Origin of the sequence: Mesorhizobium sp. L2C084A000, assembly GCF_000502875.1 — a bacterium.
Lineage (GTDB): Bacteria > Pseudomonadota > Alphaproteobacteria > Rhizobiales > Rhizobiaceae > Mesorhizobium.
On record NZ_AYWX01000009.1, the window covers coordinates 199,516 to 220,377 of the forward strand.

A 20,862-nucleotide genomic window follows, 5' to 3' on the forward strand; every position below is an offset into this window, starting at 1 on the left:
CCCGTTCTCGATGCTGCGCGACACCGTCCGCGTTCTCCTCCGAGCACGGACTCAACGACAGCCATTCGGAAAAATGACAGAAAGCGCCTGCCAAAGGCAGCGCGTCTTTGGGATTATGACTTTGGTATTAGGTGCACTGCGGGATGAATCCGGGCGAGCTGGGAAAACTCCTTAGCGCTTGAGCGCTTCCAGCAGGCCGACAGCAGCCATCATGTCGCGCTTGCGAGCCGCGCGGCGGGCAACGGCCTCCGCATCCTGCCCCCAATGCTCGATCTGCCAGTCCTCGTCGACATGGGCAGCGGCCCAGGCAGGATCGGCATCGAGTTCGCCGAAATCGACAGCCAGCGCCAGCAGAGCCGAACCGGTCAGCGACGTCATCACATGGATGGCGGCGAGCCGCAGCGGCTCTGTTCGCTGGGCAAGATGGCTGCCCAGCACGGCGATGGTCTCGCGCGGCTGCTCGACATGGATGATGCCCTCGGCGAGATTGAAGCGGACCCCGAGTGTTCCCCTCACCCAGTCTATCACCGGGTCCCAATGCTGGCTCTGCCGCTCCACCAGCCCTTGCGGTGCGTCGGCGCGATAGCAGAGCAGATCGGATGAGGCAAAGCGCAGGATATCCTCCAGCACCGCCTGGGGGTCGCTGGCGACACCGTCGATGGCGGTGTTGACGAGACGCATCACCGGCATGGTCACCGGATCGATGGTCTCGCTTTGGGCGGCGAATTCGTCGGCGACAAGCACTGCTGCTGCCTCGGTAGGCAGCGCCAGCAGCGCCTTGCTCGGGGTGCGCACCGGCTTGCCGTCGAGATGCACGGCAAACCCATTGTCGACAGGTGCGACAGAGGCGGCCTTGTAGAAGCGCTTCGGCAGATGCGTCTTCATCTGGATCTGGGCGCGACGCACCGGATCGGGATGGGAAAGATATTTGCCCGCTTCGAGGTCGTTGAGGATATCACGCATGAAGGTCTCTCTTACACCGGCGTCAGCTTGCGCGCCGGCCGGTTGACGATGATCAGGCCGGCGGCAATTAGGCCAAGTGCCAGGAAAATGCGCATGGTCAGCGGCTCATTCAAGAACATGGCGCCGCACAGCACGCCGAAAACCGGCGACAGGAAGGTGAAACTGGACAGGCCTGATGCCGGATAGCGCCGCAGCAGCCAGAACCACAGCACATAGGTGAAGGCGACGATGTAGACAGCCTGGAAAAGCAGCGCCAAAGTCGGCAGCACGGTCGGATCGCGAACGGGCGGGCCGGCGAGAGGCAGCACCAAGACGCCTACGATCGCTGCCCCGGCGAGCTGGTAAAGCAGAAGCTTTTCGGCGCTCGCCTCGACCAGCTTCGACCGCTTGATGAGGATGTTGGTCAAAGCCCAGAAGAATCCGGAGCCGAGGCTCAGGAGATCGCCGAACAGCATGTCTCCGCCGCCGCCGAGCTTGTCGGAAAACACCGCGGCAAGACCGGCAAAGGCCAGCAGCAGGCCAAGGAATTTTCTCAACGTGATCTGCTCGCCAAGCAGGAAATGGCCGCCGAGCAGCATCCAGAACGGCATCGTGTTGACCAGCAGCGTGTTGCGGGCAACGGTCGTATGCTCCAGGCCGACATAAAGGCAAAGGAACTCGATGCCGAAAAGCGCGCCAACCGCGATGCCGGCGAGCAAGGTCCCGTCGCGCGTGAAAAGCGCGATGCCGCGCCACCGGCACCAGGCAAAGACACACAGGCCGCCGATGATCGAGCGCGCGATCGATAGGAAAACCGGATCATAGCCAGCGTAGGAGATCTTGGCGGCGACGTAATTCAGCCCCCAGGAAAAGGTCAGCCCGACCATGATGGCGGCGGCGGCCATGTCGACCGTGTCGCGACGATCAAGCGTATCGGTGGCGAGCCCGTCGGTGGCGCCGCTCACGATCAGTCCTCCGCGCTGGCGTCGTCGAAGCCGATCAGGTTCCAGCTCTGTCGCATGTGCGGCGGCATTGGCGCGGTGACATCGATGACGCCCTTGTCGGGATGCGGAATGATGATGCGGCGCGCATGCAGATGCAGGCGGTTTTGAATGCCGCCGGGAAAGTCCCAGTTGGTGTCGGCCTCGAAATATTTCGGATCGCCCAGGATCGGACAGCCGATGTGGGCGGCATGAACGCGAAGCTGGTGGGTGCGGCCGGTATAAGGCTCCATCTCCAGCCAGGTCATCGTCTGCGCCGCCTGCTCGATGATGCGGTAGTAGGACACAGCGTGGTCGGCGCCCTTTTCACCATGCGCGGCGACCCGCACGCGGTCACCGTCCGGCGTCGGCTCCTTGATCAGCCAGGTCGAGATCTTGTCCTCGCGCTTGGGCGGCACGCCCTTAACCAGCGCCCAATAGGTCTTCTTGGTCTCGCGGGCGCGAAACGCTTCCGAGAGCTTCATGGCGGCCAGCCGGCTACGGGCGACGACCAGAACACCCGAAGTGTCGCGGTCGAGCCTGTGAACCAATCTGGGCTTCTCGCCCTTCTGGTTGCGCCAGGCTTCCAGCATGTCGTCGACATTGCGGGTGACGCCCGAGCCGCCCTGCACCGCAAGGCCCGCCGGCTTGTTGAAGACGAAAACCTTAGGGTCCTCATGGATCAGCATCTTGGCGAGAACATCGGCATCGCCCTGGTTGCGGATCGAGTGGCCGGTCAGCGCACTCTCGCCCTTCTTGTCGACCTCGAGCGGTGGGACGCGAACCATCTGGCCGGGCTCGACACGGGTGTCGGCCTTGACCCGGCCGCCGTCGACACGGATCTGGCCGGAGCGCAGAAGCTTCTGCAAATGGCCGAAACCAAGGCCCGGGAAATGGGTCTTGAACCAGCGGTCGAGCCGCATGCCCGCCTCGCCGGCCTCCACCGTGATCTGTTCAACGCCTGCCATGTTTTTTGTCGCTTATCCGTTTCCCGAGCGAAGCTCGGCCTGTTCTTGGCGCGGCAATAGCACTAAGGCAGGCTTCTTGCGAGCCAAAGTCCCAGAAACAGGGCGATAATGGCGCCAACGACGCTGGCAAGGGCATAAGCCAGTGCAGGCAGCGTGGCTCCCCGCTCCCACAGCGTCGCGAAATCGAGCGAAAAGGCGGAGAAGGTGGTGAAGCCGCCAAGAATGCCGGTAGCAACGAACAGCCTGACCTCGTTCGATCCGCCACGGCGCATCATGGAGGCGATGAACAGCCCCATGGCGAAGGAGCCGATGACGTTGATGGCCATCGTGCCCCAGGGATAGTTTGGGCCGACAAGGCGCAATGCGCCGATGTTGGTGAGGTGACGAATTCCGGCACCGATGCCGCCACCGACGACGACGAGAAGCAGATTGAACATGACCGTTTACTGCCCCCGCACGGCTGCCCGGTCAATCCCTTGTTGCGCGCGCAACCGCACGGATCGGCCGAGTTCGTCACCACTCAGGCGTTGCCCATCTCGGATATTTTTTCCTGAACTCGTTATAGAGGTCATCGATCTCCGCTTTGCCGATTGGGCGCACCTGTTCGTAGAGGTAGCCCTTGACGTCGCCGGACAGCTGGTACGCCGCGATGCGCCTGTATGCTGCGGCGATGCCTTTGCCCTCGACAATGTATTGGTCCGGTATCGAGACACAGAGCTGCGCGCCCGGCTGCAGATGGATAACGGGCGGGTCGGTCACGACAACGTATTTGGACTTCAACGTCGCCGGTCTGAATCGATCGCGACTATCGACCTGACAAGCCCACTCGATGCGAGGGTAAAGGTCCTTGTCCATTTCATACAGCAATGAATCGCTCATCATCCCGCTGGATGCAAACACCGACAACCGGTCCTCAGGTCCCATCTTTCCAAGAAGGTCATCGATAAGGCGCCTGTATTCTGGAAGATTGTCGAGGTGCAGCGGGAGCGTGGCTTCGCTGGCAAAGACGTAGCTGATCGGTGACAGCACCTGGCGGCCAGTCGGGAAAAAAGTACCGAAAAACGCCAGCCCGGCGGCAACGGCTATCGCGGCGTTCGACCATAGCGATCTCAGTGCCGGCATCGAAACGATCGCAACGATTGCCTGGGCGTAGGCAGGAAAGAGCCAAAGAAATACTGGCACCGAATGATGGCGATCCGGGTCCTGCATGCGGGTGAAGAGGACGAAGGTGAGTGCCGAAGCAACGGCACAGAACAGGGAAAATCTGTTTTTCGGCGTATGATGGAGATGTAAAGGCCAAATACGATCAACAGCCAGTTCACATAGCTGAGCCGCGATCCTACCTGGCCAAGCTGTGAACCGAAGTTTGTCTTGTATCCGCTGTAAAGGTCGCCATAGCTGGTTCCCAGTATCTTGAGGATCAGGGGTTGCTGGAAGGTCAGCGCGGCTCCGATACCACGAGGATCGCACACAGGCTCCCGACGGCGGCATTGCGGAGTGCCGGAAAGTCCCGGTCTTTCGCCTGCAGAAAACAGAAGAAGGCTGCGGAAATTCCGACCCCGATGACGGGATAGGCGTACCAGCGGCGCAGCACGAATGCCAACCACAGGCATACGCCGACACGTATTCCGCTGATCACCGGTTCATGGGTCAGGAACCTCGATTTCCAGAGAAAATAGGTTGCCGCGCAAAGCGCGAAACAGCCGGCAATGTCAGGCAACCCACGGAGCGTCGCCGCCCAGAAGGGCGTGTAGAGAAAGGCCGCAATCCATACGGTGAGCCAGCTTCGGCATGAAGATGTTCCGGTCGCCGCCTCCAGATAGCTTATTCTGCCGATGAGAAGAGCGGTCGGGACCAGATAAACAGCGACTGTTCCGGCGATGTAGGAAAACCTCGAATCGCCAAAAATGATGTGAAACGGCATCAGCGGCACCAGGATCGCCGCACTGTAGTCATCCGTGGCTATCGAGGTTCTCAGGTGGCTGAGCCATTCGAGAGGGCTCTGAACCAAGAGCGTGCCTTGCTGGCTGAACGTGTCGAAATAGGCAGCGAAGTCCCAGTAATAGACAGGCTGTTCAAGCCCTACATAGGTGAGAGCAAGAGCAACTCCCAGCAGAGCGGTGCACACATAGGTCGTTGCCCAAAATCCGAGAGATCTGTTCTTCGTCACTTGAAGCCGCCAGGAGGGGAGAGGCAGAACTGTCAAAGTCAGCCCGGGGCCGCCGTTCATGCAGCCAGGAGCCGTTCCGGCGCATGAGCGGCCACAAGGATGGGCCAAATCTCACATGCGGAGCACCCAAATGCCGCCGGCAGCGCCGGTTCTCTAAAGCTCAGGTCGTCCCGGCATTTTTCGGCTTGGTCGAGCCGATCATCTTCCAGTTCTTGTAGAACATGGAATTGATGCGCTCGACGCTGACCGAGACGATGGCGAGCATGCCCGCGATGAGACGGGGAACCGGAGACGGCCTGATAATGTCCATGAACACGCAGTAGCGGCGGCCGTCATACTCGTTGACCGAGCGATGCAGCAGCGTGTCGTCGAAGATGAACAGCGGATTGTCGTACCAGTAATTCTTGACGTTGCCGCACTCGACGAAAATCTCCGACTTCACCGGGATCAGATTGTAGAGGATGCGCAGGCTGAGCCGCAGCGGGCCGAAATGCCAGGACGTCGATTCGCGCTTGCTGAAGACGGAAACGGCTATGGTCTTGATATATTTGAAATCCTTGTTGAACTCGGCGACATTATCGATCCTGTGCTTGCCGTACCACTGGTAGACATACATGCCGCGCCGGCCGGCGCCGAAATTGGCGTCGATGTCGGCAATGATCTCATCCTTGCGCGCTTTGAAGATGTCCAGGACCTCGTTGACCTCGCGCTGATAGTCGGCGGGAAACTGCTCCAGCTTCCAGACGCCCGGATTTCTGTAGCACATGAGGTCGACCAGCAGATTGAACGGCGAAAGCAGCCAGGTGAACAGGCCGTTGCCGAGAAAATAGCCTGAGAACAGCGACAGATCCTTGCGGTCGTTGCGCAGCACGTCGATCAGGCCGCAGATGATGAAGATCGTCGTCAGGATGGGAATGAAATAGAAGCCAAGGGCGAGAAGCGGGATGGCAATGGCGAACTTGCGAAGGGATTTGCGAAGGGTTTTTGTCATTTTTCCACGCGCGAAGCGCGATCCTGTTGCGAATGAGGTGCCCAAATCAAGGCAACGGCCACCGCCCGGCCGTGCGCCTTGATAAGGTTTTTTGGGTTACCACACAACGGCCCTGCTATCGTGGCCGGCTGGCTGCCTGGCGGATCTGGTCAACGGCCTCACGCAAACCCGCTATTCCCGCTCCTTGCGCAGCTTCGCCCAATAGTCGAGCCGCTTCCTGATATCGCGCTCGAAGCCGCGCTCGGGCGGATCATAGAAGGTCTGGCGGCCCATCTTCTCCGGAAAATAATCCTGCCCCGAAAAGGCGTCCGGCTCGTCATGGTCGTAACGATAGCCGGCGCCGTAATCCTCCGCTTTCATCAGCTTTGTCGGCGCGTTGAGGATGTGCTTGGGCGGCAGCAGCGAGCCGTGTTCCTTGGCGGCCCGCGTGGCGGCCTTGAAAGCATTGTAGACGGCGTTGGATTTGGGCGCGGTGGCGAGATAGACGGTGGCCTCGGCAAAAGCCAGCTCGCCCTCGGGCGAGCCGAGATAGTCGTAGGCATCCTTGGCGGCATTGGCGACGACAAGCGCCTGCGGGTCGGCAAGGCCGATGTCTTCCATGGCCATGCGCACCAGCCGGCGGCCTAGATAGAGTGGATCCTCGCCCGCATCGAACATGCGTGCGAGATAGTAGAGAGCCGCGTCAGGGTCTGAACCGCGTACCGATTTGTGCAGCGCCGAGATCAGATTGTAATGGCCGTCCTGGCCCTTGTCGTAGATCGGAGCGCGGCGCTGGACGATGCGCTGCAGACCCTCGGGATCGAAGACCTCGCCGGGTTTGGCTGCCCGCCAGACTTCTTCCGCGAGCGTCAGCGACGCCCGGCCGTCGCCATCGCTCATGCGGATGAGCATGGCCCGCGCCTCGTCGTCGAGCGGCAGCGCCCTGCCCTCGGTCTCCTCCGCCCGCACCATCAGCTTGGAGATGCTCTCCTCGCCAAGCGAATGGAAGACCAGAACGCGCGCGCGTGACAACAAAGCGGCATTCAGTTCGAAGGACGGGTTTTCGGTCGTGGCGCCAACCAGCACGACTGTCCCGTCCTCCATGACCGGGAGAAAGCTGTCTTGCTGGGCACGGTTGAAGCGATGGATCTCGTCGACGAACAGCAAGGTCTGGCGGCCATTGGTGCGGCGCAATTTGGCCGCTTCGAACACCTTTTTCAGGTCGGCGACGCCGGAAAAGACAGCCGATATCTGCTCGAAGGCCAGGCTGGTTTCGCCGGCAAGCAGGCGCGCTACGGTGGTCTTGCCGGTGCCGGGCGGCCCCCAGAAGATCATCGAGCCGAGCGAGCCGGAACCGATCAATCGGGTCAGCGCGCCGTCAGGGCCGGTCAGATGCTCCTGGCCGACGACCTCGCCAAGGTTTCTCGGCCGCAGCCTGTCGGCCAGCGGCCGCCCGGGCGGGGTCTTTTCCGGTTCATCGACGCTGAACAGATCGGCCATGCACTTCTTTTTCGTTGGAGCATGAGCCCGAATGCACGGAGCCCAGCCCTAATAACGCAACACCTGACGCATTATCTGCCCGCCGCGCTCGACGGTAAAGCGCCACCAGCGCGTATCCGTCTTGGCCGCCAGCTCCAGGGTCGCCGCGGTATCGATGGTGGTGCCGTTCACCTCACGCACGATGTCGCCCGGCTGGAAGCCGAAATCGGCGGCCGGAGAATCGCGGTTGATGTCGACCACGGTGACGCCCTTGATGTCCGTGCGCAGGCCAAGCCGCTGCGCGAGCCGGGGCGACAGCTCCGCGACCTTGGCGCCCGAAAACGGGCTGCGGCCATGCAGCGTCACCTCGGCAGCCTTCATGCCTTCCGGAGCACGCTCCAGCGCTATATCCATCGCCGCTTGCTGGCCCTTGGTCAAAACCGCGAAATTGGCGGTGGTACCGATCGACAGCGTCGCCATCCGGTAGTCCAGCGCTTCGATGCTCTCGACCGGCTTGCCGTTGAGCTGCAGCACCACGTCGCCGGGCTTGAGCCCTGCCTTGGCGGCCGGACCGGTCGCTTCGACCGACGAGACCAGCGCACCGGTCGGCTTCTCCATGCCGAGCGATTCGGCGATCTGCGGCGTCACCGCTTCGAACTCGGCGCCGACATAGGGCCGCTCGAAGAAGTCGAGCCCGGCCTTGGCCGCGTCGGCAAAAGCGCGAACCATATTCGAGGGAATGGCAAAGCCAATGCCGATCGAACCACCGCTGCGGCTGTAGATGGCGGTGTTGATGCCCACCAGCTGGCCGCCCATGTTGATCAGCGCACCGCCGGAATTGCCCGGATTGATGGCGGCGTCGGTCTGGATGAAGAAGCTGGAATCGGAGACGCCGATATGGCTGCGGGCCAATGCCGAGACGATGCCGCTGGTGGTGGTTTGGCCGACGCCGAAGGGGTTGCCGATGGCCAGCAGCAGGTCGCCGACCTCAAGCGCGTCGGAATCGCCGATGGCGATAACCGGAAACGGCTTGTCCGAGGTGATCTTGAGCACGGCGAGGTCGAGTGTCTCGTCCTTGAGCAGCACCTTGCTGTCGAACTCGCGTCCGTCCGCCGTCGCCACCTTGACCCGGTCGGCATCCTTGATGACGTGGTAATTGGTGACCACGACGCCGGTCGGATCGACCAGCACGCCGGAGCCGAGCGAAGACTGCGCACGCGGCTGCGAGCGGCCGAAGAATTCCTCGAAGAACGGATCGCCGTCGAAAGGCGACGTCACCTTGGCGGTCTGCGAGGCATAGACGTTGACCACCGCCGGGGCTGTCTGCTTGACCAGCGGCGCAAAGGACAATTGCACCTCCTCGCGGCCGAAGGGTACGCGCTTGTCGGGCCCAGCCGTGGCGTTTTCGCCTTCCACGCCATGCAGCAGGTCGGTCAGCACATCGGACAGGCCGGGATCCGTCTTGGTATCCTCGGCCAATGCTTGCCTGACCACCGGTGCGGCCGCAAACGCCATGACGGCGAAAAGCAGAACAAAGGGCAGTCTTCTGGCGCGCATTCGCGAATCCTCCAAGGCAGGTTCGGGGGCATTGTCCCGACGATTGTGCAAAATGAAAGGCTAAGCCGCTGAAATCCGACTATTTTGGGCCAAAACCCCAGGGCCAAGCCAGGAAATCGGATTCCGCCGCGGTTTGCTGCTTTCAGAAAACAAAAAAGGGGCCCGCAGGCCCCTTTGAAGTCATTTGGGAAAACCGAGCCTTATGCGGCTGCGGCGTCCGCGTCAGCGCTTTCGGCTTCGATGCGAGCGCGGTCGCCTGCGCCCTTGGCCGAGACGTCGCGATCGACGAACTCGATGACAGCCATGGCGGCGTTGTCACCGTGACGGAAGCCCGCCTTCATGATGCGCAGATAGCCGCCATTGCGGTTGGCGTAGCGCGGCGCGATGGTATCGAACAGACGCTTGACGACGCCTTCATTGCCGATCTGCGCAATGACCTGGCGGCGGGCGTGCAGGTCGCCGCGCTTGCCGAGCGTCACCAGCTTCTCGACGATCGGACGCAGGTCCTTCGCCTTCGGCAAGGTCGTGACGATCTGCTCGTGCTCGAGCAGCGACACGGCGAGGTTGGCGAACATCGACTTGCGATGGCTAATGCTTCGGGCGAAGCGACGGCCTTTGAAACCGTGGCGCATGGCTCTTTTCCTTCTTCAGTTGTTCAAGAGGCCGTGGCCTCTGATGGTTTTCCGCATGACCGTCGGATCGAGCGGCCCACGCCGCCCATCCTTGGAATTCATGCTCAATATTGGTCTTCGTAACGCTTGGCGAGGTCTTCGATATTTTCCGGCGGCCAGTCCGGCACTTCCATGCCGAGGTGCAGGCCCATCGCCGCCAGGACTTCCTTGATCTCGTTCAGCGACTTGCGGCCGAAGTTCGGGGTGCGGAGCATCTCGGCTTCGGTCTTCTGGATCAGGTCGCCGATATAGACGATGTTGTCGTTCTTCAGGCAGTTGGCCGAACGCACCGAAAGCTCGAGCTCGTCGACCTTCTTGAGCAGCGCCGGGTTGAAGGCGAGCTCGGTGACGGCCTCGGCGGCGACTTCCTTCTGCGGCTCGTCGAAGTTGACGAACAAGCCGAGCTGGTCCTGCAGGATGCGGGCGGCGAAAGCCACCGCGTCCTCGCCGGTGATCGAACCGTCGGTGTCGATCGTCATGGTCAGCTTGTCATAGTCGAGAACCTGACCCTCGCGGGTGTTCTCGACCTTGTAGGAGACCTTCTTGACCGGCGAATAAAGGCTGTCGACCGGGATGAGACCGATCGGCGCGTCTTCGGCGCGGTTGCGGTCGGCCGGCACGTAACCCTTGCCGGTGTCGACGGTGAATTCCATGCGGATTTCAGCGCCTTCGTCCAGCGTGCAGATGACGTGGTCGGGGTTGAGGATCTCGACGTCGCCAACCGTCTGGATGTCGCCGGCGAGAACCGCACCCGGTCCCTGCTTGCGAACGACCATGCGCTTGGGACCATCGCCTTCCATGCGGATGGCGATTTCCTTGATGTTGAGGACGATGTCGGTCACGTCCTCGCGCACACCGGCGATGGACGAGAATTCATGCAGAACGCCGTCGATCTGCACGGCGGTAACAGCCGCACCGCGCAGCGAAGACAGAAGCACGCGGCGCAGCGCGTTGCCCAGCGTCAGGCCAAAGCCACGCTCGAGAGGCTCGGCGACCAGCGTGGTCAGCGTCTTCTTCTTCGACGAGAACTCGATCTTGTTCGGCTTGATCAGTTCCTGCCAATTTTTCTGGATCATGATGCTTTCCTTCCGTTGACCCGCCACCATCCAATCGTGGCGGGCGACCTGGAATGCCGCGGAGGAGCGCCCAAGGGCGCTCGCGCGGCGTTCGGTAAATGCTTAGACGCGACGCTTCTTGCGCGGGCGGCAGCCATTGTGCGGGATCGGCGTCACATCACGGATCGACGTGATGGTGAAGCCGGCGGCCTGCAGGGCGCGCAGTGCCGATTCACGACCGGAGCCGGGCCCGCAGACCTCGACTTCGAGCATGCGCATGCCGTGTTCCTGGGCCTTCTTGGCAACATCCTCGGCAGCCATCTGGGCAGCGAACGGGGTCGACTTGCGCGAACCCTTGAAGCCCTGGGCACCGGCCGACGACCAGGCAATCGAATTGCCCTGCGCGTCGGTGATGGTGATCATCGTGTTGTTGAAGGTCGAATTGACGTGGGCAACGCCCGACGAGATGTTCTTGCGTTCGCGACGGCGAACACGAGCGGCTTCCTTGGCCATGATAGTCCTTTCAGTTGATCTCTACACCGCCGTAATGCCAGCGGCTCCACCTTCGTAAGGGAGTAGGGGAATAGGGCAGTAAGGGAGTAGGGAAAAGTGCGGCCCGATTGATGGGCATTCCCTACTGCCTTACTCCCCTACTCCCTTATTCCCCTAACAAATTACTTCTTCTTGCCGGCGATCGACTTGGCCGGGCCCTTGCGGGTGCGCGCATTGGTATGCGTGCGCTGGCCGCGGACCGGCAGCGAGCGGCGGTGACGCAGGCCGCGGTAGCAGCCGAGGTCCATGAGCCGCTTGATGTTCATAGAGACTTCGCGGCGCAGGTCGCCCTCGACCTGGTAATCGCGGTCGATGGTTTCGCGGATCTGCAGCACTTCCGCGTCGGTCAGCTGGTTGACGCGACGCTCGGCCGGAATGCCGACCTTGTCGACGATCTCCTGGGCGAACCGCTTGCCAATGCCGTGAATGTACTGAAGCGCAATGACAACGCGCTTGTTGGTCGGAATGTTGACGCCGGCTATACGAGCCATGTTCTTTCCTTCTCCATGTGGGCCAGCCAATCCTCAAAAACAAGGCAGGCTCGGCGCTGTCTTAAGTTGCCCCGCGTCCGGTGGAGGCCGGCCCATGCGGGAGTTTCCAGTTCAATACGGCTGCCTTGCCCTTGCGGACAAGCAAAGCTCATGCCTGATAGGAAGACGGGCCGCCATACCGCAGCGAACCGCCTCCGTCAAGTGCAATCGTTAATTTCCCCGCACTGCGTCCTTGAGCACCGCTTCGATCTGTTCCGTCACGGCGTCGATATCGGCCATGCCGTCGACACTGCGGAGCTTGCCCTTGGCATAATAGTACCCAATCAGCGGCGACGTCTTCTTGTAATATTCCCTCAGGCGCTCTTCGAACACGGTCGGATTGTCGTCCTTGCGAACGGGAAGGCCGGCCGCCTGCGCCTCGTCGGCGCGCTTGACGATCCGGCCAACCAGGGCCTTGTCGTCGACCACGAGCTCAATGACGGCGTCGAGGGCCTGGGAGCGATCCAACAGCATCTGCTCGACCGCATCCGCCTGCACCAGGGTCCGCGGATAGCCGTCGAGGATGAATCCCTTGGCGCAGTCGGGCTGATCGATACGCTCGGCGACGATCGCGTTGACGATCGCGTCGGACACCAGTTCACCGGCATCCATCACCGCCTTGGCGCGCTTGCCGACTTCGGTGCCTGCCTGGACGGCAGCACGCAGCATGTCGCCCGTCGAGAGCTGGGGTATGCCGTGTTTTTCTACCAGTCTTTGTGCTTGCGTCCCCTTGCCCGCTCCTGGCGGCCCAAGCAATATCAACCTCATCTGGCTTTCTTCCCCCCGCGCAGCTTCGACTTCTTGATCAGGCCTTCATACTGGTGCGCGATCAGGTGGCCCTGAATCTGCGCAACCGTATCGAGCGTGACACTGACCACGATCAGAAGCGATGTGCCACCAAGGTAGAATGGTACGCCAGTCGCCGAGATCAGGAACTCCGGCAGCAGGCACACCAGCACCAGATAGATGGCGCCAACGACGGTGATGCGGGTGAGAACGTAATCGATGTAATCGGCGGTGCGCTCGCCCGGACGATAACCCGGGATGAAGCCTGAATGCTTCTTGAGCTGGTCGGCGGTGTCCTTCGGGTTGAAGACAATCGCAGTGTAGAAGAAAGCGAAGAACGCGATCATCGCCGCATAGAATGCCATGTAGAGCGGCTGGCCATGTCCGAGTGCGGCCAGAATGGTGCTTGCCCAGGCCGGCATGTTGGTCGTCTGCGAGAAGCCCGCGACGGTGGCCGGCAGCAACAGCAGCGACGAGGCGAAGATCGGCGGAATGACACCCGACGTGTTGAGCTTCAGAGGCAGATGCGAGGTATCGCCCTGGAACATGCGGTTGCCGACCTGGCGCTTCGGATACTGGATCAGCAAGCGGCGCTGGGCGCGCTCAAAGAACACGATGAGCGCGATGACGACGACGGCCAGCACGATGATCGCCAGGATCAGGCCGGTCGACAGCGCGCCGGTGCGGCCAAGCTCCAGCGTGCCGGAGATGGCGTGCGGCAGGCCGGCGACGATACCGGAGAAGATGATCAGCGAAATGCCGTTGCCGATGCCGCGCGCGGTTATCTGCTCGCCCAGCCACATCAGGAACATGGTGCCGCCGACCAGCGTGACGACGGTCGAGATGCGGAAGAACATGCCGGGATCGCTGACGATGCCGTTGCCGCCTTCCAGACCGACAGAAATGCCATAGGCCTGAACCAGCGCAAGCAGCACGGTGCCGTAGCGCGTGTATTGGTTGATGACCTTGCGGCCCTGTTCGCCTTCCTTCTTCAGCGCTTCCAGTGACGGGATGACCGAGGTCATCAGCTGCATGATGATGGACGCGGAGATGTAAGGCATGATGCCGAGCGCAAAGATCGCCATGCGCTGCACGGCGCCGCCGGCGAACATGTTGAACATGCCGAGCACGCCCTTGCTCTGCGAAGAGAAGGCCTGGGCGAAGGCGTCGGGATTGATACCGGGAAGCGGGATGTAGGTGCCGAGGCGATAGACAAGCAGCGCGCCGATCGTGAACCAGATGCGCTTCTTCAAATCCTCCGCCTTGGCGAAGGCCGAGAAATTCAGATTCGAGGCTAATTGTTCAGCAGCCGAAGCCATGCCTGATTCTCCGCTTGGTAACGCTTGATGGCCCTGAGGTCAGGCGGCGCGTTTCACCGAAGCTCACGAGATAAGCTCCGGGCTCTAAACATGCAAGCGGCCGCGTTGACGCGGCCGCCTCGCTGAGCAGATCAAAGCGCAATCGTGAGCAAAAACGGATCCCACTCCTGCCGACCGCGCTTCAAATTGCCGTTACTCGGCAGCTGCCTTTTCCTGCGGCAGCTTGACCGAACCGCCGGCCTTTTCGATCTTTTCGATCGCGGCCTTGGAGGCGCCGGCGACGTCAAAGGCGAGCTTCGCCTTGATCTCGCCGTCCGAGAGGATGCGCACGCCGTCCTTGACGCGGCGGATGACGCCGGCGGCAACCAGCGATTCAGCCGTCACGGTCGCCTTGGCGTCGAGCTTCTTGGCATCGATGGCCACCTGGATGCGGGCCAGCGACACGACGGTGAAGCTCTTGGCGAAGATGTTGTTGAAGCCACGCTTCGGCAGGCGCCGATAGAGCGGCATCTGGCCACCCTCGAAGCCGTTGATGGCGACGCCGGAGCGCGCCTTCTGGCCCTTGACGCCGCGACCGCCGGTCTTGCCCGAGCCGGAGCCGATACCACGGCCGAGACGCTTCTTGGAGTGCGTCGCGCCGTCCTTGTCACGCAGATCGTTGAGTTTCATCTGAGTTCTCCTGCGCTCTGGCTCAGCCCTCGTCCACGACGCGGACGAGATGCTGGACGGCAGCGATCATGCCGCGCACGGAGGGCGTATCTTCCAGCGTGCGCTGCTTGTGCATCTTGTTGAGGCCGAGGCCGACCAGCGTTGCGCGCTGTTCCTTCGGGCGGCGGATCGGCGAACCGATCTGCTCAACGGTGATGGTCTTGGTTGCTTTCTTGGCCATGGTCAAAATCCCTGGTCAGATCGACTATTCTTCAGCCGCAACGGCGGTGCCGCGGCGGGCCTGAAGGGTCGAATACTTGATGCCGCGAGCAGCAGCCACATCCTTGGGATGCATCTGGCTCTTCAGCGCGTCGAATGTGGCGCGAACCATGTTGTAGGGGTTCGACGAACCCATCGACTTGGCGACCACGTCATGCATGCCGAGCGTCTCGAAGACAGCGCGCATCGGGCCACCGGCGATGATGCCGGTACCTTGCTTGGCAGCGCGCAGCAGCACGCGTCCGGCGCCCCAGCGTCCTTCGACGTCATGGTGCAGCGTACGGCCCGAGCGCAGCGGCACGAAGATCATGTCGCGCTTGGCCGATTCAGTTGCCTTGCGGATAGCTTCCGGCACTTCGCGCGCCTTGCCGTGACCAAAGCCGACGCGGCCCTTCTGGTCGCCGACGACGACGAGTGCTGCAAAACCGAAGCGACGGCCGCCCTTGACGACCTTGGCGACGCGGTTGATGTGGACGAGCTTGTCCACCATGCCGTCATCGCGTTCTTCACGATCGCGGCCGCGGCCGCCATCCCTACGTTCCTGTGCCATATCCTGTTCCTTGTTTTTTTCCGGAAGCACGGTTGCTGATAAGATCCGGTGCCTCGCCCCGAATAAATCGGGAAACGGTCACCGGGGGCGAAATCAATTCCTTCGCATAATCCCTATCCGAAAAGTCTGCAACTTTTCGGGACTATGCTTAGAAGCTCAAGCCACCTTCGCGGGCAGCCTCGGCGAGCGCCTTGACGCGGCCGTGATAGATGTAGGCGCCGCGGTCGAAGACGACTTCCTTGACGCCGGCCTTGGTGGCGCGCTCGGCGATCAGCTTGCCGATCGCGGTCGCGGCGGCGGTGTCGGCGCCGGTCTTGAGCGAACCCTTGAGGTCCTTCTCGAGCGTCGAAGCGGCAGCGATGGTGTGGCCCTTGGCGTCGTCGATGACCTGCACGTAGATGTTCTTCGACGTGCGGTGGACCGACAGACGCGGGCGCTCGCCGGCGACCTTCTTGATCTGACGGCGGACGCGCTGCGCGCGGCGCTGCGTGGATTCCTTGGTACCCATGATGGTCTTCCTTGCCTTCAAAAAACGGGGGCCGCCATATGCGGTAGGCGAAAGCGCCTCCCGCGACCGCTCCCCGCGGCGTTACACTTCCTGGCTTGGCCTTTTCCGAAAAGTCTTCAACCTCTCGAGGCCAGGCCCACTACTTCTTCTTGCCTTCCTTGCGGACGATCTTCTCGCCAGCATAGCGGACGCCCTTGCCCTTGTAGGGCTCCGGACCACGATACTCGCGGATCTCGGCCGCAACCTGGCCGACCTGCTGCTTGTCGATGCCGGCCACGGTGATTTCAGTCGGCTTCGGCACCGTGATGGTGATGCCCTGCGGCGTCTCATAGACGACGTCATGGCTGAAGCCAAGCGCCAGCTGCAGGTTCTTGCCCTGAAGTGCCGCGCGATAGCCGACGCCGGTGATCTCGAGCTTCTTCTCGAAACCGTCCTTGACGCCCTGCAGGATGTTGACGATCTGCGTGCGCGACATGCCCCACTTGGAGCGGGCGGTCTTGGTCTGGTCGCGCGGCTGGACAGCGATCTCGCTGCCTTCCATCTTGACCAGCACTTCGTCGTTTACCACGAACTTCAGCTCACCCTTGGGGCCCTTCGCCGTCACGGTCTGGCCGTTGACGGTCGCGGTCACGCCCTGCGGCAGCGAAACGGGTTTCTTTCCAATACGAGACATTTTGTTGTCCTCGTCACTTCTCTTGTTTCAGGTCTCTGTCTTCGGGAACGATCCGAAGACCGGATTCCACTTTGCGGTCAACTGCCAGATCAGAAGATCTGGCAGAGGATCTCACCGCCGACGTTCTGTTCACGTGCTTCATGGTCGGCCATCACGCCCTTCGGTGTCGAAAGGATGGCGATGCCGAGGCCGTTGGCGACCTGCGGGATCGACTTGGCCGAAACATAGACGCGGCGGCCTGGCTTCGAGACGCGGGCGATTTCGCGCACGACCGGCGCGCCGTCGAAATACTTCAGCTCGATCTCGATTTCGGACTTGCCGTTGTCGAAGTCGGTCTGGCTGTAATCGCGGATATAGCCTTCAGCCTTCAGCACGTCGAGGACGCGGGTGCGCAGACGCGAAGCCGGCGTCGAAACGCTCGACTTCTTGCGGCCATACGCGTTGCGGATGCGGGTCAGCATATCGCCGAGAGGATCGCTCAATGACATGTTATGTCCTCCTTACCAGCTCGACTTGACCAGGCCCGGGATCTGGCCGTTATTGCCGAGATCACGAAGCGCGATGCGCGATACTTTGAGCTTGCGATAGTAGGCGCGCGGACGGCCGGTGACTTCGCAGCGGTTGCGGATGCGGATCTTGGCCGAGTTGCGCGGCATGGCGGCAAGCTTCAGCTGAGCGCGGAAGCGCTCTTCCATTGGCTTGGACTGATCCATGATGATCGCCTTGAGCGCAGCCCGCTTGGGACCGTACTGGTCGGCAAGCTTGCGGCGCCTGTTGTTCTTCTCGACTGAGCTGGTCTTTGCCATTTCAGATTTTTCCTTTTCTCGCTGCCGTTACTGGCGGAAGGGGAAGTTGAAGGCCTTGAGCAACGCCCTGGCTTCGTCGTCCGTCTTCGCAGTCGTACAAACGATGACGTCCATGCCCCAGATCTGATCAACCTTGTCGTAGTTGATCTCCGGGAACACGATGTGTTCCTTGATGCCCATGGCGTAGTTGCCACGGCCATCGAAGCTCTTCGGATTCAGTCCGCGAAAGTCGCGGACGCGCGGCAGTGCGATGTTCACGAGGCGGTCGAGGAACTCGTACATGCGTTCCTTGCGCAACGTGACCTTGGCACCGATCGGCATCTTCTCGCGGACCTTGAAGCCGGCGATCGAATTGCGGGCGCGGGTGACGACGGCCTTCTGGCCGGCGATCATCGCCAGGTCTTCGGCCGCGATCGAAGGCTTCTTCGAATCGGCGGTCGCTTCGCCAACGCCCATGTTCAGCACGATCTTGTCGATGCGCGGAACCTGCATCTCGTTGTCGTAGCCGAACTGTTCCTGCAGCGCCTTGCGGATGGTCTCGTTGTAGACCTGCTTGAGGCGCGGCGTGTTCTGAGCCTTGGACTGTTTGCTTTCAGCCTTGGGCTTCGTGGTTTGAGCCTTAGCCATTGATGACTTCTCCCGAGCGCTTGGCGACGCGCACCTTCTTGCCGTCCTTCTGGAAGATGAAGCCGACGCGGGTCGGCTTGCCATCCTTGGGGTCGGCCAGCGCGATGTTCGACAGCTGGATCGGCGCTTCCTTGGTGATGATCCCGCCCTCTTGGGACTGGGACTGCTTCTGGTGACGGCGGATCATGTTGACGCCGCGCACCAGCGCGGTGTCTTCCTTCGGCTGCACCGAGAGGACTTCGCCCGAACGGCCCTTGTCCTTGCCGGCCAGCACGACGACCTTGTCGCCTTTTCTAATCTTTTGCATTGGTCCGGCTCCTTACAGCACTTCAGGCGCGAGCGAGATGATCTTCATGTGGTTCTTGGCGCGGAGTTCGCGCGGAACCGGTCCGAAGATACGCGTGCCGATCGGCTCTTTCTTGTTGTCGACGAGAACGGCCGCGTTCTTGTCGAAACGGATCACGCTGCCGTCCGGGCGGCGGATGTCCTTGGCCGTGCGAACCACGACCGCCTTCATCACATCGCCCTTCTTTACGCGGCCGCGCGGAATGGCTTCCTTGATCGACACCACGATGATGTCGCCCACGGAAGCGTATTTCCGCTTCGAGCCGCCCAGCACCTTGATGCACATGACACGACGGGCGCCGGAATTATCCGCGACGTCGAGGTTTGTTTGCATCTGAATCATGACTGGCCGCCTTCTTCTCTTCTAACGGGATGGGCTCAAAGCCCCTCCCCGGTCTGTCCAAAATTCGTTGTTTACGCCCGAGGTCAGGCTTGGTCCGAAGACACGACGATCCAGCGCTTGTCCTTGGAAATCGGCTTCGATTCCTGGATGAACACCTGATCGCCTACCTTGTGGGCGTTGTTCTCGTCGTGCGCCTTGTACTTCTTGGTCATGCGCACGGTCTTCTTCATCACGGGATGCGTGAAGCGCCGTTCGACCTTGACGACAACCGTCTTCTCGTTCTTGTCGCTGACGACGGTGCCCTGCAGAATGCGCTTTGGCATGGTTTTCGTCCTTAAGCCTTCTTAGCCGCGGACTTTTCCGCAGCGATGGTCTTGATACGCGCAATATCCTTACGGACCTGTCTCACGCGCGCGGTCTTCTCGAGCTGGCCGGTGGCCTTCTGGAAGCGCAGGTTGAACTGCTCCTTCTTCAGGCTGGCCAGGTCGTCGGTCAGCTGGTCCTGGGTCTTGGTCCGGATGTCTTCGGCTTTCATGATCAGCCCGTCCTTATTCTGCGATGCGCTGCACGAAGCGCGTCTTGACCGAGAGCTTGGCCGCGCCGAGACGCAGTGCCTCACGGGCGGTTTCTTCATTGACGCCGTCGATCTCGAACATGATACGGCCCGGCTTGACGCGCGCCGCCCAGTAGTCGACCGCACCCTTGCCCTTACCCATGCGGACTTCGGTCGGCTTCGAAGTGACCGGCACGTCCGGGAAAATACGGATCCAGACGCGACCAGCGCGCTTCATTTCACGCGTGATCGCGCGGCGGGCCGCCTCGATCTCACGTGCGGTGACGCGGTTCGGCTCAAGCGCCTTCAGCCCGAAACCACCGAAATCCAGGTTGGTGCCGCCCTTTGCGGTACCATGGATACGGCCCTTGAACTGCTTGCGGAACTTTGTGCGCTTTGGCTGCAGCATCGTTCTAACTCCAAATTCCTAAATGTCTCAGGCGTTTTCGCGACGACGACCGCGTTCGCGATCACCACCACCGCCATGCGCTGCATCGCTTTCGCTGGCCCGACGCTCAGAAGCCATCGGGTCATGCTCAAGGATTTCGCCCTTGAACACCCAGACCTTGACGCCGCAGATGCCATAAGCCGTGTGCGCTTCGGCCGTACCGTAGTCGACGTCCGCACGCAGCGTATGCAGCGGCACGCGGCCTTCGCGATACCATTCCATGCGCGCGATCTCGGCGCCGCCGAGGCGGCCGGCGCAGTTGATGCGGATGCCTTCGGCACCGAGGCGCATCGCCGACTGAACGGCGCGCTTCATGGCGCGGCGGAACGCGATACGACGCTCGAGCTGCTGGGCGATCGACTGGGCGACCAGGGTCGCGTCGATTTCCGGCTTGCGCACTTCAACGATGTTGAGGTGCGTCTCGGACTTCGTCATCTCCATCAGCTTCTTGCGAAGCTTCTCGATGTCGGCGCCCTTCTTGCCGATGATCAGACCCGGGCGCGCGGCGTGGATGGTGACGCGGCACTTCTTGTGCGGACGCTCGATCACGACCTTCGAGATGGCAGCCTGCTTGAGCTCCTTCTCGAGATACTTGCGGATCTTGATGTCCTCATGCAGCAGCTTGCCGTACTCGCCGGTGTTCGCGAACCAGCGCGAATCCCAGGTGCGGTTGATGCCGAGGCGAAGACCGATCGGATTGACTTTCTGGCCCATTATGCGGCCTCCCCTTTTTCTTCGACTTCACGAACGACGATCGTGAGGTGCGAGAACGGCTTCTCGATACGGCTGGCGCGACCGCGACCACGGGCATGGAACCGCTTCATGACGATCGACTTGCCGACATAGGCTTCCGCCACGATCAGTGCATCGACATCCAGGTCGTGGTTGTTTTCCGCGTTGGCTATTGCCGATTCCAGCGTCTTCTTGACCGTGCCGGAAATCCGCTTGGCCGAGAATTCGAGATCGGAAAGCGCTGTCGCGACCTTCTTGCCGCGGATCAGCGCGGCAACGAGGTTGAGCTTCTGCGGGCTGATACGGATCGTGCGCAATACGGCGCGCGCTTCGTTATCAGCAAGCCTGCGCGGAGCTTTGGCCTTGCCCAT

30 protein-coding genes are annotated in these 20,862 nt (G+C 61.5%); all 30 read right to left on the minus strand.

What is annotated here, in order from left to right:
- Positions 1-171 precede the first annotated feature (171 nt).
- The gene (locus X735_RS147270) at positions 172-963 is read right to left on the minus strand and encodes an ATP12 family chaperone protein (protein WP_023812074.1); all 792 of its coding nucleotides are present in this window, start codon (positions 961-963) and stop codon (positions 172-174) included.
- 11 nt (positions 964-974) lie between these two features.
- Positions 975-1,847, minus strand: coding sequence for a DMT family transporter (locus X735_RS147265; RefSeq protein WP_050592714.1), 873 nt, complete (start codon positions 1,845-1,847; stop codon positions 975-977).
- Positions 1,848-1,909: 62 nt separating this feature from the next.
- Positions 1,910-2,890, minus strand: coding sequence for an RluA family pseudouridine synthase (locus tag X735_RS147260; RefSeq protein WP_023812076.1), 981 nt, complete (start codon positions 2,888-2,890; stop codon positions 1,910-1,912).
- Positions 2,891-2,952: 62 nt separating this feature from the next.
- Positions 2,953-3,327, minus strand: a complete 375-nt coding sequence (gene crcB / locus X735_RS147255; protein ID WP_023812077.1) for a fluoride efflux transporter CrcB — start codon at positions 3,325-3,327, stop codon at positions 2,953-2,955.
- A 76-nt stretch (positions 3,328-3,403) separates the two neighbouring features.
- Complete coding sequence (locus tag X735_RS1000000169865; protein WP_245273248.1) at positions 3,404-4,072, minus strand: hypothetical protein; 669 nt, start codon at positions 4,070-4,072, stop codon at positions 3,404-3,406.
- A gap of 256 nt (positions 4,073-4,328) precedes the next feature.
- Positions 4,329-5,120 carry a hypothetical protein gene (locus tag X735_RS1000000169870; protein WP_245273249.1) on the minus strand — a complete coding sequence of 264 codons (792 nt, stop codon included), beginning with the start codon at positions 5,118-5,120 and terminating at the stop codon, positions 4,329-4,331.
- Between the two features lie 100 nt (positions 5,121-5,220).
- Positions 5,221-6,051 (minus strand): aspartyl/asparaginyl beta-hydroxylase domain-containing protein, encoded by an 831-nt coding sequence (locus X735_RS147250; RefSeq protein WP_023812078.1) that lies wholly within the window; start codon positions 6,049-6,051, stop codon positions 5,221-5,223.
- 171 nt (positions 6,052-6,222) lie between these two features.
- On the minus strand, positions 6,223-7,530 hold the full coding sequence (locus tag X735_RS147245) for a replication-associated recombination protein A (protein ID WP_023812079.1): 1,308 nt from the start codon (positions 7,528-7,530) through the stop codon (positions 6,223-6,225).
- A 48-nt stretch (positions 7,531-7,578) separates the two neighbouring features.
- Entirely contained in the window at positions 7,579-9,066 is a 1,488-nt protein-coding gene (locus X735_RS147240; protein WP_023812080.1) for a DegQ family serine endoprotease, read from the minus strand.
- A 200-nt stretch (positions 9,067-9,266) separates the two neighbouring features.
- Positions 9,267-9,698, minus strand: a complete 432-nt coding sequence (rplQ, locus tag X735_RS147235) for a 50S ribosomal protein L17 (protein ID WP_013531439.1) — start codon at positions 9,696-9,698, stop codon at positions 9,267-9,269.
- A 104-nt stretch (positions 9,699-9,802) separates the two neighbouring features.
- Positions 9,803-10,813: a DNA-directed RNA polymerase subunit alpha gene (locus X735_RS147230; RefSeq protein ID WP_023812081.1), complete on the minus strand. Its 1,011-nt coding sequence runs from the start codon at positions 10,811-10,813 to the stop codon at positions 9,803-9,805.
- 102 nt (positions 10,814-10,915) lie between these two features.
- Positions 10,916-11,305: a 30S ribosomal protein S11 gene (rpsK, locus tag X735_RS147225; protein WP_006205444.1), complete on the minus strand. Its 390-nt coding sequence runs from the start codon at positions 11,303-11,305 to the stop codon at positions 10,916-10,918.
- Between the two features lie 161 nt (positions 11,306-11,466).
- Complete coding sequence (gene rpsM / locus X735_RS147220; protein ID WP_013531437.1) at positions 11,467-11,835, minus strand: 30S ribosomal protein S13; 369 nt, start codon at positions 11,833-11,835, stop codon at positions 11,467-11,469.
- A gap of 210 nt (positions 11,836-12,045) precedes the next feature.
- The gene (locus X735_RS147215; RefSeq protein WP_023812082.1) at positions 12,046-12,642 is read right to left on the minus strand and encodes an adenylate kinase; all 597 of its coding nucleotides are present in this window, start codon (positions 12,640-12,642) and stop codon (positions 12,046-12,048) included.
- The gene (secY, locus tag X735_RS147210; RefSeq protein ID WP_023812083.1) at positions 12,639-13,979 is read right to left on the minus strand and encodes a preprotein translocase subunit SecY; all 1,341 of its coding nucleotides are present in this window, start codon (positions 13,977-13,979) and stop codon (positions 12,639-12,641) included. Before secY ends, X735_RS147215 begins: the two co-directional genes overlap by 4 nt.
- A gap of 192 nt (positions 13,980-14,171) precedes the next feature.
- A complete protein-coding gene (gene rplO / locus X735_RS147205; protein ID WP_013531434.1) occupies positions 14,172-14,648 on the minus strand; it encodes a 50S ribosomal protein L15 in 477 nt (158 codons plus the stop codon).
- A 22-nt stretch (positions 14,649-14,670) separates the two neighbouring features.
- Complete coding sequence (gene rpmD / locus X735_RS147200; protein WP_006205449.1) at positions 14,671-14,868, minus strand: 50S ribosomal protein L30; 198 nt, start codon at positions 14,866-14,868, stop codon at positions 14,671-14,673.
- Between the two features lie 24 nt (positions 14,869-14,892).
- The gene (rpsE, locus tag X735_RS147195; RefSeq protein WP_006333394.1) at positions 14,893-15,456 is read right to left on the minus strand and encodes a 30S ribosomal protein S5; all 564 of its coding nucleotides are present in this window, start codon (positions 15,454-15,456) and stop codon (positions 14,893-14,895) included.
- 148 nt (positions 15,457-15,604) lie between these two features.
- Entirely contained in the window at positions 15,605-15,964 is a 360-nt protein-coding gene (gene rplR / locus X735_RS147190) for a 50S ribosomal protein L18 (RefSeq protein WP_023812084.1), read from the minus strand.
- A gap of 139 nt (positions 15,965-16,103) precedes the next feature.
- Positions 16,104-16,637: a 50S ribosomal protein L6 gene (gene rplF / locus X735_RS147185; RefSeq protein WP_013531432.1), complete on the minus strand. Its 534-nt coding sequence runs from the start codon at positions 16,635-16,637 to the stop codon at positions 16,104-16,106.
- Between the two features lie 89 nt (positions 16,638-16,726).
- Entirely contained in the window at positions 16,727-17,125 is a 399-nt protein-coding gene (gene rpsH / locus X735_RS147180; RefSeq protein WP_013531431.1) for a 30S ribosomal protein S8, read from the minus strand.
- Between the two features lie 12 nt (positions 17,126-17,137).
- Positions 17,138-17,443, minus strand: a complete 306-nt coding sequence (rpsN, locus tag X735_RS147175; RefSeq protein WP_013895695.1) for a 30S ribosomal protein S14 — start codon at positions 17,441-17,443, stop codon at positions 17,138-17,140.
- A gap of 27 nt (positions 17,444-17,470) precedes the next feature.
- Positions 17,471-18,070 (minus strand): 50S ribosomal protein L5, encoded by a 600-nt coding sequence (gene rplE, locus X735_RS147170; RefSeq protein WP_013531429.1) that lies wholly within the window; start codon positions 18,068-18,070, stop codon positions 17,471-17,473.
- Positions 18,063-18,377, minus strand: a complete 315-nt coding sequence (gene rplX, locus X735_RS147165) for a 50S ribosomal protein L24 (RefSeq protein WP_013531428.1) — start codon at positions 18,375-18,377, stop codon at positions 18,063-18,065. The genes rplE and rplX overlap by 8 nt, the downstream gene beginning before the upstream one ends.
- A 12-nt stretch (positions 18,378-18,389) precedes the next feature.
- Complete coding sequence (rplN, locus tag X735_RS147160) at positions 18,390-18,758, minus strand: 50S ribosomal protein L14 (protein WP_006205457.1); 369 nt, start codon at positions 18,756-18,758, stop codon at positions 18,390-18,392.
- An 83-nt stretch (positions 18,759-18,841) separates the two neighbouring features.
- Positions 18,842-19,081 (minus strand): 30S ribosomal protein S17, encoded by a 240-nt coding sequence (rpsQ, locus tag X735_RS147155; RefSeq protein ID WP_010909280.1) that lies wholly within the window; start codon positions 19,079-19,081, stop codon positions 18,842-18,844.
- Between the two features lie 11 nt (positions 19,082-19,092).
- Entirely contained in the window at positions 19,093-19,293 is a 201-nt protein-coding gene (gene rpmC / locus X735_RS147150; protein ID WP_006205459.1) for a 50S ribosomal protein L29, read from the minus strand.
- A gap of 13 nt (positions 19,294-19,306) precedes the next feature.
- Positions 19,307-19,720 carry a 50S ribosomal protein L16 gene (gene rplP / locus X735_RS147145; protein ID WP_013531427.1) on the minus strand — a complete coding sequence of 138 codons (414 nt, stop codon included), beginning with the start codon at positions 19,718-19,720 and terminating at the stop codon, positions 19,307-19,309.
- Between the two features lie 27 nt (positions 19,721-19,747).
- Positions 19,748-20,473 carry a 30S ribosomal protein S3 gene (rpsC, locus tag X735_RS147140; protein ID WP_013531426.1) on the minus strand — a complete coding sequence of 242 codons (726 nt, stop codon included), beginning with the start codon at positions 20,471-20,473 and terminating at the stop codon, positions 19,748-19,750.
- Entirely contained in the window at positions 20,473-20,862 is a 390-nt protein-coding gene (gene rplV, locus X735_RS147135; protein WP_006205462.1) for a 50S ribosomal protein L22, read from the minus strand. The genes rpsC and rplV overlap by 1 nt, the downstream gene beginning before the upstream one ends.

What these genes read in the sequence shown, in the direction of transcription:
- rplO (WP_013531434.1), bottom strand. Translation starts at nt 14,648, where the DNA reads ATGAAACTCAACGATCTGCGTGACAAGGACGGCGCGACGCACTCCAAG.
- rpsH (WP_013531431.1), bottom strand. Translation starts at nt 17,125, where the DNA reads ATGTCATTGAGCGATCCTCTCGGCGATATGCTGACCCGCATCCGCAAC.
- rplX (WP_013531428.1), bottom strand. Translation starts at nt 18,377, where the DNA reads ATGCAAAAGATTAGAAAAGGCGACAAGGTCGTCGTGCTGGCCGGCAAG.
- X735_RS147245 (WP_023812079.1), bottom strand. Translation starts at nt 7,530, where the DNA reads ATGGCCGATCTGTTCAGCGTCGATGAACCGGAAAAGACCCCGCCCGGG.
- rpsN (WP_013895695.1), bottom strand. Translation starts at nt 17,443, where the DNA reads ATGGCAAAGACCAGCTCAGTCGAGAAGAACAACAGGCGCCGCAAGCTT.
- rpsM (WP_013531437.1), bottom strand. Translation starts at nt 11,835, where the DNA reads ATGGCTCGTATAGCCGGCGTCAACATTCCGACCAACAAGCGCGTTGTC.
- X735_RS147265 (WP_050592714.1), bottom strand. Translation starts at nt 1,847, where the DNA reads ATGGCCGCCGCCGCCATCATGGTCGGGCTGACCTTTTCCTGGGGGCTG.
- rplP (WP_013531427.1), bottom strand. Translation starts at nt 19,720, where the DNA reads ATGCTGCAGCCAAAGCGCACAAAGTTCCGCAAGCAGTTCAAGGGCCGT.
- rplN (WP_006205457.1), bottom strand. Translation starts at nt 18,758, where the DNA reads ATGATTCAGATGCAAACAAACCTCGACGTCGCGGATAATTCCGGCGCC.
- rplE (WP_013531429.1), bottom strand. Translation starts at nt 18,070, where the DNA reads ATGGCTAAGGCTCAAACCACGAAGCCCAAGGCTGAAAGCAAACAGTCC.
- X735_RS1000000169870 (WP_245273249.1), bottom strand. Translation starts at nt 5,120, where the DNA reads ATGAACGGCGGCCCCGGGCTGACTTTGACAGTTCTGCCTCTCCCCTCC.
- X735_RS147250 (WP_023812078.1), bottom strand. Translation starts at nt 6,051, where the DNA reads ATGACAAAAACCCTTCGCAAATCCCTTCGCAAGTTCGCCATTGCCATC.
- X735_RS147230 (WP_023812081.1), bottom strand. Translation starts at nt 10,813, where the DNA reads ATGATCCAGAAAAATTGGCAGGAACTGATCAAGCCGAACAAGATCGAG.
- rplR (WP_023812084.1), bottom strand. Translation starts at nt 15,964, where the DNA reads ATGGGTACCAAGGAATCCACGCAGCGCCGCGCGCAGCGCGTCCGCCGT.
- rpsC (WP_013531426.1), bottom strand. Translation starts at nt 20,473, where the DNA reads ATGGGCCAGAAAGTCAATCCGATCGGTCTTCGCCTCGGCATCAACCGC.
- rpmC (WP_006205459.1), bottom strand. Translation starts at nt 19,293, where the DNA reads ATGAAAGCCGAAGACATCCGGACCAAGACCCAGGACCAGCTGACCGAC.
- rplF (WP_013531432.1), bottom strand. Translation starts at nt 16,637, where the DNA reads ATGTCTCGTATTGGAAAGAAACCCGTTTCGCTGCCGCAGGGCGTGACC.
- rpsE (WP_006333394.1), bottom strand. Translation starts at nt 15,456, where the DNA reads ATGGCACAGGAACGTAGGGATGGCGGCCGCGGCCGCGATCGTGAAGAA.
- rpsQ (WP_010909280.1), bottom strand. Translation starts at nt 19,081, where the DNA reads ATGCCAAAGCGCATTCTGCAGGGCACCGTCGTCAGCGACAAGAACGAG.
- rplV (WP_006205462.1), bottom strand. Translation starts at nt 20,862, where the DNA reads ATGGGCAAGGCCAAAGCTCCGCGCAGGCTTGCTGATAACGAAGCGCGC.
- X735_RS147270 (WP_023812074.1), bottom strand. Translation starts at nt 963, where the DNA reads ATGCGTGATATCCTCAACGACCTCGAAGCGGGCAAATATCTTTCCCAT.
- rpsK (WP_006205444.1), bottom strand. Translation starts at nt 11,305, where the DNA reads ATGGCCAAGGAAGCCGCTCGTGTTCGCCGTCGCGAACGCAAGAACATC.
- X735_RS147215 (WP_023812082.1), bottom strand. Translation starts at nt 12,642, where the DNA reads ATGAGGTTGATATTGCTTGGGCCGCCAGGAGCGGGCAAGGGGACGCAA.
- rplQ (WP_013531439.1), bottom strand. Translation starts at nt 9,698, where the DNA reads ATGCGCCACGGTTTCAAAGGCCGTCGCTTCGCCCGAAGCATTAGCCAT.
- X735_RS147240 (WP_023812080.1), bottom strand. Translation starts at nt 9,066, where the DNA reads ATGCGCGCCAGAAGACTGCCCTTTGTTCTGCTTTTCGCCGTCATGGCG.
- X735_RS147260 (WP_023812076.1), bottom strand. Translation starts at nt 2,890, where the DNA reads ATGGCAGGCGTTGAACAGATCACGGTGGAGGCCGGCGAGGCGGGCATG.
- secY (WP_023812083.1), bottom strand. Translation starts at nt 13,979, where the DNA reads ATGGCTTCGGCTGCTGAACAATTAGCCTCGAATCTGAATTTCTCGGCC.
- rpmD (WP_006205449.1), bottom strand. Translation starts at nt 14,868, where the DNA reads ATGGCCAAGAAAGCAACCAAGACCATCACCGTTGAGCAGATCGGTTCG.
- crcB (WP_023812077.1), bottom strand. Translation starts at nt 3,327, where the DNA reads ATGTTCAATCTGCTTCTCGTCGTCGTCGGTGGCGGCATCGGTGCCGGA.